This window comes from Isosphaeraceae bacterium EP7 (assembly GCA_038400315.1).
In the GTDB taxonomy this organism is placed as follows: domain Bacteria; phylum Planctomycetota; class Planctomycetia; order Isosphaerales; family Isosphaeraceae; genus EP7.
Window position 1 is genome coordinate 58,617 of the sequence record CP151667.1, and the last position, 13,295, is coordinate 71,911.

Genomic DNA, 13,295 nt, shown 5'->3' on the forward strand with positions numbered 1-13,295 from the left:
CTGGAAACTTGTTGGACCTTTGACACGCGGCGCCTGCGAGTCGGCATACGATGGCCATCCCACCCAGCCCTTGTCGGGGCCCCCGACGGATCACCCGGCGCGAGATGGTCGAGATCGGCGCGAGCGGCGTGCTGGGCCTGGGCCTGCCGCAATTGCTGCGGGCCGACGAGGCCAACACGCCCTCGCTGGCGAGCCTGACGCCCACGGCCGACTCGTGCATCCTCATCTTCCTGGATGGCGGGCCCAGCCACCTGGACATGTGGGACATGAAGCCGAACGCGCCCGCGGAGATCCGCGGCGAGTTCAAGCCCATCGCCACCAAGCTGCCGGGCATCACCGTCTGCGAGCACCTGCCCAGGTTCTCGGGCCTGCTGCACCACGGGACGCTCATCCGGTCGGCGCACCACGGGGTGAACAACTCGCACGGGGCGGCCGTCTACACCAGCCTCACCGGCCACGACCGGGGCGAGGTCGGCGGCCGGGCCCAGCCGACGGACAACCCGGCGATCGGCTCGGTGGTCGGGTTCTGCCGGCCCCCCAAGTCGTCGGTTGTTCCTTATGTGTCGATGCCCTACATCACGGCCGAGGGGGCCGGCGGCCCGCCCCAGCCTGGCTTCTTCGGCGGCTGGCTCGGCCGTTCGTACGACCCCCTCTTCGTGCTGAAGGACCCGGGCGCGGCCGACTTCGCCATGCCCGAGATGGCGCCTCCCGAGGGCGTGAACCCCGGCCGGTTCGACGCCCGCAGGCGGCTCGAGGCCGAGCTGGGCGGCCTGCCCCGAGGCATGACACGCGACCGGAGGCTGGGCGACCTCGACCGGTTCCAGGGGCGTGCCTTCGACCTGCTCACCTCGCCGGCCGCCCAGAGCGCCTTCCGGATCGACCGCGAGGACCCGCGTGCCCGCGACCGCTACGGCCGCAACATCTACGGCCAGAGCGTCCTGCTCGCCCGCCGCCTCATCGAGGCCGGCACCCGGGTCGTCAACATCTCGTGGGCCCCCGACGCCAACGCCACCTGGGACACTCACGGCCAGAACTTCGAGGCCCTCAAAACCAGGCTCCTCCCCCAGCTCGACGCGGCCGTCTCCAGCCTGATCGAGGACCTGATCGCCCGAGGGATGTTCGAGCGGACCCTCGTCGTCGTCATGGGCGAGTTCGGCCGCAGCCCCAAGATCAACCCGGGCGCGGGCCGCGACCACTGGAACTTCGGCTACAGCCTGTTCATGGCTGGAGGCGGCATCAAGGCGGGCCACGTCCACGGCGCCAGCGACAAGATCGGCGGCCACCCCCAGACCGATCCCGTCACCCCCGCCGAGATCATCGCCACCATCTATCGCTGCCTGGGCATCCCCGCCGACCTCGAGCTGCACGACCAGATGCAGCGCCCCCTGACCGTCGTGCCCAACGGCCAGCCCATCACGTCCATCCTCGCCTGAGGCCAGGTGGCAAAACCCAGCCACCTCGGACCTCGGATGCCATGCATGTGCGAAGCATGAATAGGGCGACATTGATGGTCCGCCCAGGCCCGACACCCCCCCATCCAAATCAAAAGTCGTCAGAGCAGTTCCCGCTAGCCCGGCGCGGTTGAGGAAAAGGGGACTGGCTCCGCAGAGAAGCGCAGGGGCCTGTCCCCCTTTTCCGGCGTGATACGGTCGACCGGGACCCGCTCCAGGCGTACAGCCGCAGCGGCCAGATCGCATCTCGCCCGTTTCGTCCGAATTGTCAAAGACCGAGGACATTTCCCGGCAAACCCGCTTCAATTTCAGGCCGCAGGCAAGGCAATCAGGCGAAGGACCGCGCCACACGCGGGACGAACCGTCGTCTTGACGGGCCGAGTCAGCCTTCGACCCGGCCGAAAATCAGGCTTGGCGGGCCGGACGACCGTATTCCGGGCGCCGAGCGACCGGGCCAGACGCCTCAGCCGACCCGCGAGATGGCTTCGTTCCGCAAACGAACCGTGGCCGCCGTTTTGGCTTCGTTCCGGGCGGTTCACAGGGCCGGCGGCGGTCGGAGCGGGTACGGCCGGATGCCCATGCTCGCCGCGAGTCTCGGCCCGATCGGGCTCGGGTGTCGGCGAGCCGGGATCGGGGCGCGGCGAGGGATCATCGCCGTACGGGACCGGATCGGGAGCACCCCAGACGGAGAAATCCGGGCGGGGCCGCTCGACGTAGTCGTGGGTCATCACCGGAGCGGGCGCGGGCTTCTGACGTCCCTTGCGCAGCATGTCCAGGGCCCAACGCTGACGCCTGAAGCTGGCCGTCTCGTACCGACGCAGCAGCACGAGCGTCGGGTCGTCAACCGCGATCAGGCCCAGTGAAGTGGCCTCGCGGAGGTCATCATCAATCGCGTCCAGCGACTCCTCCTGACGCATCGCCAGACTCTCCAACTCAGACTCGACAAGCTCGCGGAGATAGGCCGCCGCATCGATCCCCTCGGGAGCATCGAGCGGGCTGTCCATCTCCCGAACCTCGGCCGAGACCCCCATCAGATCGAGGGCCAAAGATTTCTGCTCGTCCGTCCAAAACCCCTTCTTCTCCAGCACTTTCCCCAAAGCCCGCCAGCGAACCCCCAGCCATTCGCAGCCCGCCGAAGTCGTCGACAACCGCGACGCCACCTCGTCCGGACAACCCGCCAGAGTCTTCCCCAGCTTCGCCGCCTCGGCCTTGCGTTCATCCAGCCAGCAAGCCCCGGCCCTGCGGGCGCGAACATCCCGCACCAGCCGCTCCTCGATCCGGCACCGGTCGATCCGCACCCCTTCGATGGCGATCGTCTCGACCAGCCCCATCTCGAACGCATTCATCGGCCGCAGCGACGAAACCAGTTGCTCGCCCAGCTCGCGAGCCGCCTGCGCCTCGTTCTCGGGAACGACCACGCCGTTGCCGGCCAGCCCATGAATCAGGCTATTCCGCCGAGACTGGGCCTTGCCCTCCTCGGTCTTCGGCCCGGTGCTGCGCATGGCATTGCGGCGATTGGCGTCGATCCGACGCTGGCTGATTTCGAGCTTGCCCATGGTGCTGCGTCGCTTCCTGGGTGCGGAATCCGAGTTGTGCGAGAGTTTCGCCGCCGTCGGCGAAGCGGGCCGGCCCGCGCGACATCGCGCGAGTTTCAGGCCTCTCTCAAATACTATCCCTTAATCGGGACGTATCGTTCGTAGAAAATGGACAAAATGGGAAAATAATTCCGATCGAATCTTCTAGCTCGGCTGAATCTCGCCCGCATTCGGGCTTAGGAGGTTCGCCAAAATCAAGTATCCAACTCGAGGGAGGGCGGCCGAGGCCTCTAATTCGGTTGTCTGTGTCGAGGTCACGAGCCTCTGGGAAGAACTCACGGAACCTCCTCCTCAAATCGGCATTCTTGCCTGGCAATTGCATTTTCGGGGACTTCATTCATTCGGCCTGCCACACCTCGATCATCAGGCCATCCGGGTCAGCGATCATCATGAATTGACCGTCCGACGGCTGGACCACCTCGACCTGATCTCGGGCGAAGAGCCGCTCTGCGGCCTCCAGGTCATCGACCTCCAGCCAAAGGATCGTCATGGCATGGTCCGGGAACGATGACGGACTTCGCTCGGCCGCGTTCGGCATCAGGGTGATGGACCAGTCCCCGAGCCGATACCACGGACAGCCATAACCGTCACGGGGGTCAGGGGAGGCCCCCAGGACACCCTCGTAGAAGCGTCGGGAGCGATCCAGGTCTGAGCAGGCGACCGTCAGCGCCTTCGGTCGGAAAGTCAGCTCGCGCTCCGGCATCGGCCGCCTCCGGTTATTCGTTTCCGCCCGATGAGGACGGGTGGACGGGGGCCGGCCCGACCGGGACGATGGCGATGACCAACACCAACCTAACACCCCGAGCACAGCCGTACCCCGGCGACATTCTCGCATCCAACACCCGCCCCGTGCCAGTGCTTCACCTGGCTCGCCGCCCTTGACCACCGCTCTGCCCCGAGGCTCGCCCTCCTCGTCCTCGGGGCATGGCTCGAGGAGTGAACCCTCGTCACGGTCCAATGCGACGTGAACTTACGCGTTCTCGATGGAGTTCAAGCCGAACGTCGTGGCTAACTCCGACGTCACCTCCTCCAAGGCCAACCCACACACTCGCAGGTCCTCAACCCCCTCGCCCGAGTAGTCGACGACCACCATCCCCTCGGGCTCGCCTCTATGCTCCCAGACCGAGGTAGTCGAGGTGAGGTTGAGATAGTGCCAGTATTGCGTCCCGAGCCGTGACCAAAGGAAGGAGGTCAATTCATCGCTACGTACGAACGCCTTCCAACCGCCCTCGGGTTGTAACCTCAGCCACTCGGACATGAGCCGCCTCGCGAGCTTCGAGTAGACGAGTGCCGGCTCGGCCGGGACGATGGCAATTACCAAGCCTGCCAGACACCCCAACAGACCCAGCCCCGACGCCATCTTCTCACCCGATCCCCACCCCTTTCCAGTGGTTCACCTGGCTCGACGGCGGTCGAGGCAATGGCATGGTCTAAGCGATCGTTCTGATGGGCTCTATCGTCGACGGGATCGGCCGCGTCCGCGGGGATCATTCGCCCGTCCGGGACCGCTCGCATAGCCCCGCGAGCCGATCGGCCACCCACTCGGCACGTCGCCGATCGCCCCTCAGTCCCATCCCGGACGTCTCGATATTCCAGAGACGTTCGGCGATGCGATGCGTGGGCTCTCCACGAGCGATCATGAGGCTCAGCCGGTGCACGTAGCTGTCGTACTCGTCTCGGGCGTCAGCTTTGTCGCGGACACCGATCGGGTCCCACTCGCGGAGCAGGATTTCGCGGACTGCGTCGTGGTATCGCTCGGCGCGCTTGCGCTCTCCCATGCGGAGTACCCCGTGACGGTCGCCGAGTAGAAGGGGCCGGCCCGACCGGGATGATGGCGGTGACCACACTTCCTGGCACCCCGAGCGGAGCAGGCTCCCGATGGATTCGTCGAGCGGTTGCCGAGCGTGGCGGATACATGCCGCCAGCAGGGCAGGAGAAAGATGTCGGTCTCGCAAGATGGGCCACGGCTAGACCTACCATAAGACAGGGACCGCTTCACGCTAGCTCGCCACAACGAACCTGCAAAACGGGTATTTGTTTAGCGCGGTCTACTCTTTTGCGTCTCGTTTACCCAACCGTCGATCGCCGTCATCCGCGTTACGACTCTGGCCCTTGTCCAGGCGTCAAGTGCTCCAGAAAGCCACGCGGGTCTGCTACAAACCGCATGGAGTCGGAGGCTCGAAGTGCTTCGACTAACTGCGTCCACTCCGGCTTGAACAGCCGATTCGGCCGTACCCACATCATGCAGCCACAGAATCCCGCCAGTCGAAGAACGCCGCGAGCGAATGCGGGCGAGAAGGATCGGAGGTCGAGCCTGCAAACGATGCAAACTACTCGGCCTTTCTCCAAGATGACATGCACCCGATCTCCGTTCTCCTTCCCCCACATGAGGATATCCTCGGACCAAGACTGGTAGGGCGGCGAGAATGCCTCGATCACTGCCGCGTAACCCGGTGGGGGCTGATGCGACGTCCAGCATTGGTCGTCGTCGGCGAATTCCGCCGTCAGTACTGCCGGCAAGCTGCCGAATCGAGCGACTAGCTCGGCTCGCGGGAGTAAGGAGCACTCAAACTGCCAGATAGCCACAGTAACCCTCTCCTTGGCCGAGGCCCGACGCCGCCCCGGGTTCGGGTGCGGGAAGCGGCTCCAGTACCTCGGGACGCGGGTGCGGGAGCAGCGAGTTGCGACCGAACCGCCTGACGACTTCGATCAGGGCGTTGTCGACCAGGCGGCTATGCCCCGGGATGGCGTCGCAGGCGCCTGCCTCGATCATCGCTTTGACTCGGTCGGCTTGCAGGCCACATGCGATCAGGTAGAGCCAGAGGATCGTCGGTGAGCGGTTCTGGCCGGCGATGCAATGGATGTAGACCCGGGACTCGGGCTGACAGGCCATGCGATGCAACGTGCCGAGGCAGGCGACGGCCAACTCATCGGGGACGCGCTCCAGGTCGTTGATCGGAATCCAGGCGACCTCACGGAACGGGCCTTCCTCGGTCGACAGGACGTTCGGGGCCTCGCCGACGTTGAGGATGTGCGTCACGTGCGAGGCGATGAGCACCGGCCGCCTCATGGGGCTTGCAAATGGCCCGAGCCAAAGCGATCGCGTGATCGGGAAGACTCGCCGCCGGACGTCCATCAACTCGCCCTCGCAGGGACCGGCTGAGATGCGATAAGTAGACGGGGGCCGGCCCGAGCGGGACGATGGCGATGTCATACTGCCGGACGCCTCAACCGGAGCCGGACCCCGAGACATCGTCTCACGGGGCTCAGTATTTGGGGACGAACTGGAGGCGTTCCTCGTAGCGGGGGCTGTGGTGCCACTCGTTGCGCTGGACGCCCAGGCCTCGGTCCAGCTCGTCCTGGGCGAGGTCGGCCCAGGGGGTTTTGGGGTGGCGCTGGATGACCTGCTTCAGGAGGCGCTCGGCCTCGAGGTAGACCTTCTGGGTCAGGTCGATGGGGGCCTTGCGGTCGCGTGAGTGGTCGAGCACCCACTCCACGATCAGCTCGGACGAAGGGGCCGTCTTGGGCACGGGGGGGTTGGCGACCATCTCCAGCAGGCAGGCCCGATATTCGTAGGCCTTGATTTCATAGGCGACGAGCTGCGCCAGCATCAGGTCGTAATGCGCCTGCCAGCGCTTCTCGGGCTCGCGGTCGCGGAGCTTCTGGAGCGCGCGGAGCCGGGTCTCCAGGCCGATCACGAGGTTCAGCTCTTCGGTCGCCTTGGCGCCGGCGATGTTGGCCGCCTCGATCATCGCCTGGGGCTCGATGGGGAAGTGGCGGCGGAACGGGATGAGCGTCTCCCCCTCGGTCAGCGGGCGGGTGATCTGGATGATCTCGTGCATCGACCGCCGCAGGTCCGACTTCGCCCGGCGCGCGTCGTAAGCCTGCCGCCCCTCGTAGTCGGGCACGTACTCCTTGAGCGTCGAGATCGAGTAGGCGCGCTCGCGCTGGCGGATGCGCATGTTCTCCTCGCTGGGGAGCAGGAAGTAGATGCCGCCGGTGTCCTTGGCCAGCCGGGCCAGCTCGTAGGGGGCGAAGCCCGACGGTTGCTCGTCCCAGCGCTCGTGCAGCCCGTCCCACTGCAACAGCTCGACGTCGGCGGTCTCGGGCCCACGGCGGATGGCCGGCCAGTAGACGTCCTTGGTGATCGGGTCGACGTAGCGCAGGTGGGCACGGTCGTAGCCGAAGAGCGACTGCCGGCCGACCACGTAGATGGGCGTCCCCTTGGCCATGGCCATCGACCGGGTCTCCTCGACGGCCGCGCCGTCGTCGCCCGACTCGTCGGTGACCAGCACGATCAGGAGCCTGCGGTCCTTCGACATCTGCTTCGTATAAGTGCCGATCACGTCCTGGAGCGCGTGCATCGTGTTCTCGGTGCCCGACTCGTCGACCCGAAGGTGGTCGATGGCCTTGCCGATCTGGTCGATGTCCGAGGTGGGCTTCGCCAGCTCGTAGTGGATCGCCCGGCCGAAGCCGACGATGGCGTGGGTCAGGTAGCCGGCCGCCGCCTTGTCGCCCTCGACGTTGTCCTTCAGCTCGCGCGAGATCCGGTCGAACTTCTTGCGGATCTCCTGCTGGTCGTCCTTCATGCTCTCCGACTCGTCGAAGAGCCAGACGACCGTCAGCTTGTGCTGGGTCAGGTGCCTGATGATCTCGCGGGCGATCTGGTCGAGCGCCTCGCCGACATCCCCCGTGGGGAACATCACGTCGCCGGTGATCCGCCCCCCGCCGCCGGCCAGATCGACGGCGGCCATCCGCGGCAAGTTCGCCAGGCCCGAGACCTGCGCCACGACCTTCACCGTCGTCAGGTTGGTGCGCTCGCCCACGGCCGCGCCCGCCCTGAGGTTGGGCGTGGCCGACGGCTGGCCGGTGCCCACCGAGGGGCCATAGCCCGTGTCGATTCCCGCGCTCGTCGAGCTGGTGTCTCCCGTCGCCAGGTCCCTGGGGGTGGCCGCCTGGTCCGCATAGATATTCACCAACTCGTCGGCCGATTCACCGTCCGCGACCAGCACCGATTCCAGGTCGTGAACCGCCGACCTGGGCGACTCGCTGAGCGAGACCGCGGCCAGGGCGGTCAGCAACGCGGTGTGGAAAATCGCCGAAGCACCCCAGGCCGGCAGGACCCAGCGCGCCTTCTCCTTGCGGACCCGGCCCAGGAGCCTGGGGACCCGAGTCCGGGCCGTCTTGGCTTGCGCCGGGGCGGGCTCGGAGGGCTCGTCCGGCGGCGTGCCCGCCTCGGCCGGGGCGGGCCCTGCCGGGGTGGAGTCCGGGGGAATCGAGCCGGCCTCGGCTCCCGTCGTCGGCGTGGAGGGCGACGTGAAATCCCCCTGCGGCCGGACGTAGGAGTCGACCTGGGTCCGGGCCAGTTCCGACCAGCGGTCAACGTCGGCGGCGACACCGATCGAAGGGTCCAGCTCAGATCCCAAATTGCCGCCGAGGTCGACCGGGGTGACCGTCGACATTGGCGCGTCGTCGCGCGAAGGTGCGGGCATCTGAGTGGCCATTTCGCTTCACCCCCGGCAGGACCGGTTTCAGATCGTCTTGGATCGGATCGGGTCGAGCACTGATCGTAGCAGATCGGGCCATCCAGGGCCTTCGGCTAGAGCTTGGGCGGCGGCGGGGGATCGGGCGCCTTGGCGTTCTTGGGCATCGCCCGCTTCTTGGCCGCGGCCTGGTCGTCCATTCTAGGGCGTGGGGGGACGTACGTCTCCTCCCAGCGGAACCCGAATGGGTCGCGCAGCTCGCGCTGAGCCAGCAGGGCCCAGGGGGTGCCCGGATGGTCGGTCTCCACCCGTTTCAGCAGAGTCGTCGCCTCGTCGGCGGCGAGCTTGGCCTTCTCGCCCAGGTCCAGCTCCTGGGTGGGCACCAGCCGCCAGGCGTTGGACGCTTCCTTGGCGAACTTCCTGGGTTCCTTCTTCATCTGGGCGCAGGCGGCGTTGTAGGAGGCACAACGCACCTTCATGGCCAACAGCCGGCCCCGGGCCAGGTCGTAATGCGCCTGCCAGCGGCGCGAGGTCTCGCGGTCGCGCTGGCGGGCCGCCGCGGTGATCGGCGCCAGGGCCTCGTCGACGGTGTACATCGTCCGGGCGGCGAGCTCCTGGTTCTGGGCCATCGCCTCCTTGAAGTCGGGGTCGTCGGCCGGCGGGAAGGTCAGCGAGGGTTGGCCTGGCAGGCGCTGCTGCGTGATCAGGGCCGCGGACATCGCCGCCTGGCGGATCGGGTGCTTGACCACGCCCGACTCATACTGCTGGCGGCTCCCCCACTCGGGGCGATACTCGCGCATCCCGTCGGGGTTGAACGTCACACGCCCCGGCCCCAGCCGGGTCACGAAGTAGATTCCCCCGGTCGCGCCGGCCAGCCTCGATAGCGCGTACGGGCCGAACCCCGCGTCGAGGTTGTCGTGCTGCGGCCCGCCGTACCAGAACGGCAGCTTGATCTGCTCGAGCGCGGCGCTCTCGGGCCCCTGCCGCACCGGGAGGTTACGGAACTGCTGCTTGGTCACCGGGTCGAGGTAGTCCATGTAGCCGATCGCGTGGCCGAACACCGCCGGGGAGCCCAGCACATACACCGGCACCTTGGCCGACGCGGCCATGCCGATCGCCTCCTCGAGCCGCGCCTCGTCGTCGCCCACCTCGTCGGTCACCACGATGACGATCGTCTGATACGCGTGCTTCTTGGAGTCCTTGTACTTGCCCCAGCGGCCGATGATCTCGCCGACGGCGGTGAACGTGTTCTCGGTCCCCGTCAGGTCGGCCGGCACCGACCGGATGGCCTCGACGACCTGACCCGGGTCGTCGGTCGGCTCGGGGGTTAGAGGCTTGGTGTGCTCGCCGAAGGCGACGACGGCGGTGAGCAGCCCGCCGTCACGGTCGCGGCCCTCGCTGCCCCCCAGCTCGCGGATGTGCTCGTAGACCCGGCCGATGTGCTTGGCCAGGCCCTCGCGCTCGGCCTGCAGGCTGCGCGAGGCGTCGAACGCCCAGACGACCAGCGTGCGCCCCTTCTCCAGGCGCCTGGAGATCTCGATGGCGATCCGGTCGACGGCCCCCTCGACGTCGCCGACGTGCTCGGCGCCGTTGCCCCGGATCGCGACGACCTGGTCGAACCTGGCCGCCGCCGGCATCACGATGTCGGCGGCCCGCTGGATGTCGACGGAGGCCAGGTCCGCGGGCCCCGCCTGCTTCGACCCGCCCGCCGCCTCGGCCCGCGTCGAGGGGGCCGCCAGGCTCTCGACCCGCAGGGCCCCGAGCACCGGGCCCGTGGACGCCGCCTCGGTCGTGGCGAGGGGCTCGTCGCTAAACTCCTGCACCTCGACCTGGCCGAACTCGGGAAGGTCGGTCGCCGCCTCGTAGAGCTCCGCGGCCATCTCGCGGGAACCCTCGGGGGCGCTCGCCAGCCCGACCAGGGCCAAGGCCATCAGGGCCGCCATGTGAACGACCAGGCTCACCCCGTAGGCCGGCACGTCCCAGGTACCCCGGCGCAGGCGCGCAGGCCAGCTCCACCGTCGCGGCCGATCAGTTGCGTCGGTCGACACGATACGGGGACTCCTTCGGAATGGCCTCAGCATCCGCGTCGGGTCGGACTCGCCCAACTCATCCGGCCCCGACCTGGCGCATGCATTGTGCATCCAATCGTAGTCCACGTTCGGATCGCCGGCAATGCGTGCCCTCAGCGGCAGGAAAAGCCGCGAGACAGGACCGGATTGGGCGACCGACCGTTCCGAGCGTAAAGAGCGAACGGAAGATTCACTTCGCTTCCGTACGCAAGTTGTCGCCCCTGCCCGGGTGGCTTGCCGGCTCGGGCCCGCCCCTCGTCCGGGCTGGCGAATACGCCGGAGACAGCCGGGGCGGCGTCGGAGAGGGGGGCCTCTCACGCTCGCCGTGGGCCAGTTCGGCTCGAATTCCGGGCCCCAGGACGGCGAATCGGCCCCGATCACTGTCTGCGATGGACTCGCCCAAGTCCTTATCACCCATGGTTTTGCACGAATTTCATTCGACGCCCGTCGGGGCCGCGCCCTGAACGGCGGGCGGGGGAAAACCTGTCGACAGCCCGTCGCGCCATCGCGCAGCCCGGGGGAAAGATGGGTGACGGCGCCCGGCGGGGCCTCTCGGTGCGCCGCGGCGCGGCGGCCAATGCCGGGCCGCGCGACGGCGCCGTGCACAGGTTTCCCCCCGGCGGGCAACGCGCGTTGTACCCGGTTAAGTTCTTGGCTATCATCGGGTTGGTCCGGACCGCGCGCGGCTGTGCACGGCGCGGGGCCGACACTCCTATGATCATGACGATCAAGTTCAACCTGTACTTACCAGGAAGAAGACGCCGGGAAGGGGCCGGATGCCCCCCGAGTCGTTGGAGGGACCGGCGAGATGCGCCGGGAAGAACGGCCTAAGGATTGGGCCCTAGACAGGGGCGGGGATCTCGCATGAAGGCGTTGTGCAACCGCGACGGTCTGCTCGCCGCGTTCGGCATGGTCAGCGGCGTCGCCCCGGCGCGCAGCCCCAAGCCGATCCTCCAGAACGTCAAGCTCGTGACCGACCCGGAAGAGGGGTCGACCCTAATGGCGACCGACCTCGAGGTCGGGATCCGCTACAAGGCCCTCGGCGTCAAGGTCGAGCAATCCGGCTCCGTCATCCTGCCCACCGGCAAGATGGGCCAGATCCTCAGGACCAGCTCCGACGGGGACCTCTACGTCGAGGTGGTCGATGACCAGCTCGTCGTCCGCGGCACCTACAGCCAGTTCAAGCTGCCGGCGGAAGACCCCAACCTCTTCCCCGAGGTGCCCGACTTCGCCGCCGTCAGCTACCACACCATCGCCGCGGCCGACCTCCGCAGGCTCATCCGCCGGACCATGTTCGCCACCGACGTGGAGAGCACCCGATACGCCCTGGGGGGCGTCCTCGTCGAGCTCACCGACGAGTCGATCACCATGGTCGGCACCGACGGCAGGCGGCTGGCCCGGATGGTCGCCCCGGCCGAGGCCGAGCACGGCGCCGTCAGCCCGGCCGGCAGCCCCGTCATCCCCGTCAAGGCCCTCAAGCTCATCGAGCGCAACCTCGACGACCAGGACCCGCCGGTCCACCTGGCCTTCCAGTCGGGCTCCGCGGTGCTAGTGCGGACCGACCGCGCGGTCATCTACAGCCGCCTGGTCGAGGGCCGCTTCCCCCGCTATCAGGACGTCTTCCCCGCCCAGGTCGACGTCCGCGTCCCGCTCGAGGTCGGCACCCTGCGGCTGGCCGTCGAGCAGGCCTCCATCGTCACCAGCGAGGAGAGCCGGGGGGTCGACTTCCGGTTCGAGACGGGCAAGCTCGTCCTCACCAGCCAGGCCCCCGACGCCGGCAGCTCCGTCGTCGAGCTGCCCATCAACTACGAGGGCAAGACCGTCGAGATCACGTTCGACCCCCGCTACCTGGTCGACGCGCTGAAGACCCTCGACGACGGCGCGGCCCTGACCGCCGAGCTGATCGACCACAAGAACGCGGCCGTCTTCAAGACCGAGGACCAGTACACCTACGTCGTCATGCCCCTGACCCGCGACCGCCCCTGACCGCCGCCGGGGGGCCGGCCCACGCACCCGCCGGGCAAGTCGGCCGGCGGGGGGCCCCGCCCGTTGCGGCGCGGGCCCGATCCGCGTATGATGGAAAACCGTTCACGTGGGGCGACGTGGCGTGCTGCGGGCCGCACGTCGCAAGCGAGGTGACCTCTTCCATGCAGAGCCCGAATCGTCGCGGACCGAGGTCGCTGTCGGACATCCTGGGCGAGCTGTTCGCCGCCCGGGGTTACAGCCGGATCCGGGCCGTCGGCGAGCTGGAAACGGCCTGGAACGAGGCGGTCGGCGAGCCGGCCTGCCGCCAGACCCGACTCGGGGGCGTCCGCCGGGGCGTCCTGAACGTCACCGTGGCCAACCCCGCCCTGCTCGAAGAACTGGCCGCCTTCCGCAAGCCCGCCCTGCTGGCGTCCCTGCGCCGCGACGCACCGGGCACCGTCGTCCACGACATCCGCTTCCGCGTGGGGGGGGTGGACGAGCCGGAGAAACCCAGGCCCAAGGCCAGGATCGACACCGCGGCCGACGAGGCCCGACCCGACCCGGCACCCGCACCACCGGGGACGACCTCGGCCACCAAAGGGCCCCGGGTCGCGCCCAGGGCACCACGCAAGCCGTCTCTCTAGCCGGCCGGGGCGACCCGCCCCGAACCCAAGGGCCGCGTCCCCTGCACCGTCCCGCCCCATCCGCCGCCCGCGACGCAAACGCCCGTTG

The 13,295-nt window shown here is 68.1% G+C and carries 10 protein-coding genes; 3 read left to right on the forward strand and 7 right to left on the reverse strand.

Annotated elements, in window-relative coordinates; translation table 11 throughout:
• Nucleotides 1–50 precede the first annotated feature (50 nt).
• The gene (locus EP7_RS00265) at nt 51–1,433 is read left to right on the forward strand and encodes a DUF1501 domain-containing protein (RefSeq protein WP_463525536.1); all 1,383 of its coding nucleotides are present in this window, start codon (nt 51–53) and stop codon (nt 1,431–1,433) included.
• Between the two features lie 326 nt (nt 1,434–1,759).
• Here EP7_RS00265 and EP7_RS00270 read toward each other — a convergent pair whose 3' ends face one another.
• From EP7_RS00270 to EP7_RS00300, 7 genes are all read right to left on the reverse strand, one after another.
• A complete protein-coding gene (locus EP7_RS00270) occupies nt 1,760–3,007 on the reverse strand; it encodes a hypothetical protein (RefSeq protein ID WP_463525538.1) in 1,248 nt (415 codons plus the stop codon).
• A gap of 376 nt (nt 3,008–3,383) precedes the next feature.
• Complete coding sequence (locus EP7_RS00275) at nt 3,384–3,749, reverse strand: VOC family protein (RefSeq protein WP_463525539.1); 366 nt, start codon at nt 3,747–3,749, stop codon at nt 3,384–3,386.
• A gap of 267 nt (nt 3,750–4,016) precedes the next feature.
• On the reverse strand, nt 4,017–4,406 hold the full coding sequence (locus EP7_RS00280) for a hypothetical protein (RefSeq protein ID WP_463525540.1): 390 nt from the start codon (nt 4,404–4,406) through the stop codon (nt 4,017–4,019).
• Nucleotides 4,407–4,533: 127 nt separating this feature from the next.
• Nucleotides 4,534–4,824: a hypothetical protein gene (locus tag EP7_RS00285; RefSeq protein ID WP_463525541.1), complete on the reverse strand. Its 291-nt coding sequence runs from the start codon at nt 4,822–4,824 to the stop codon at nt 4,534–4,536.
• Nucleotides 4,825–5,612: 788 nt separating this feature from the next.
• A complete protein-coding gene (locus tag EP7_RS00290; RefSeq protein WP_463525542.1) occupies nt 5,613–6,104 on the reverse strand; it encodes a protein-tyrosine phosphatase family protein in 492 nt (163 codons plus the stop codon).
• Between the two features lie 208 nt (nt 6,105–6,312).
• Complete coding sequence (locus EP7_RS00295) at nt 6,313–8,550, reverse strand: vWA domain-containing protein (protein ID WP_463525543.1); 2,238 nt, start codon at nt 8,548–8,550, stop codon at nt 6,313–6,315.
• 95 nt (nt 8,551–8,645) lie between these two features.
• A complete protein-coding gene (locus tag EP7_RS00300; RefSeq protein WP_463525544.1) occupies nt 8,646–10,577 on the reverse strand; it encodes a vWA domain-containing protein in 1,932 nt (643 codons plus the stop codon).
• Between the two features lie 885 nt (nt 10,578–11,462).
• On the opposite strand from EP7_RS00300, the gene dnaN reads away from it, so the two are divergent.
• The gene (gene dnaN / locus EP7_RS00305) at nt 11,463–12,584 is read left to right on the forward strand and encodes a DNA polymerase III subunit beta (RefSeq protein ID WP_463525545.1); all 1,122 of its coding nucleotides are present in this window, start codon (nt 11,463–11,465) and stop codon (nt 12,582–12,584) included.
• A 161-nt stretch (nt 12,585–12,745) separates the two neighbouring features.
• Nucleotides 12,746–13,207: a DciA family protein gene (locus tag EP7_RS00310; protein ID WP_463525546.1), complete on the forward strand. Its 462-nt coding sequence runs from the start codon at nt 12,746–12,748 to the stop codon at nt 13,205–13,207.
• Nucleotides 13,208–13,295 lie beyond the last annotated feature (88 nt).

Coding starts and splice junctions, on each gene's coding strand:
- EP7_RS00265 (WP_463525536.1), top strand. CDS start 51: ATGGCCATCCCACCCAGCCCTTGTCGGGGCCCCCGACGGATCACCCGG.
- EP7_RS00270 (WP_463525538.1), bottom strand. CDS start 3,007: ATGGGCAAGCTCGAAATCAGCCAGCGTCGGATCGACGCCAATCGCCGC.
- EP7_RS00275 (WP_463525539.1), bottom strand. CDS start 3,749: ATGCCGGAGCGCGAGCTGACTTTCCGACCGAAGGCGCTGACGGTCGCC.
- EP7_RS00280 (WP_463525540.1), bottom strand. CDS start 4,406: ATGGCGTCGGGGCTGGGTCTGTTGGGGTGTCTGGCAGGCTTGGTAATT.
- EP7_RS00285 (WP_463525541.1), bottom strand. CDS start 4,824: ATGGGAGAGCGCAAGCGCGCCGAGCGATACCACGACGCAGTCCGCGAA.
- EP7_RS00295 (WP_463525543.1), bottom strand. CDS start 8,550: ATGGCCACTCAGATGCCCGCACCTTCGCGCGACGACGCGCCAATGTCG.
- dnaN (WP_463525545.1), top strand. CDS start 11,463: ATGAAGGCGTTGTGCAACCGCGACGGTCTGCTCGCCGCGTTCGGCATG.
- EP7_RS00310 (WP_463525546.1), top strand. CDS start 12,746: ATGCAGAGCCCGAATCGTCGCGGACCGAGGTCGCTGTCGGACATCCTG.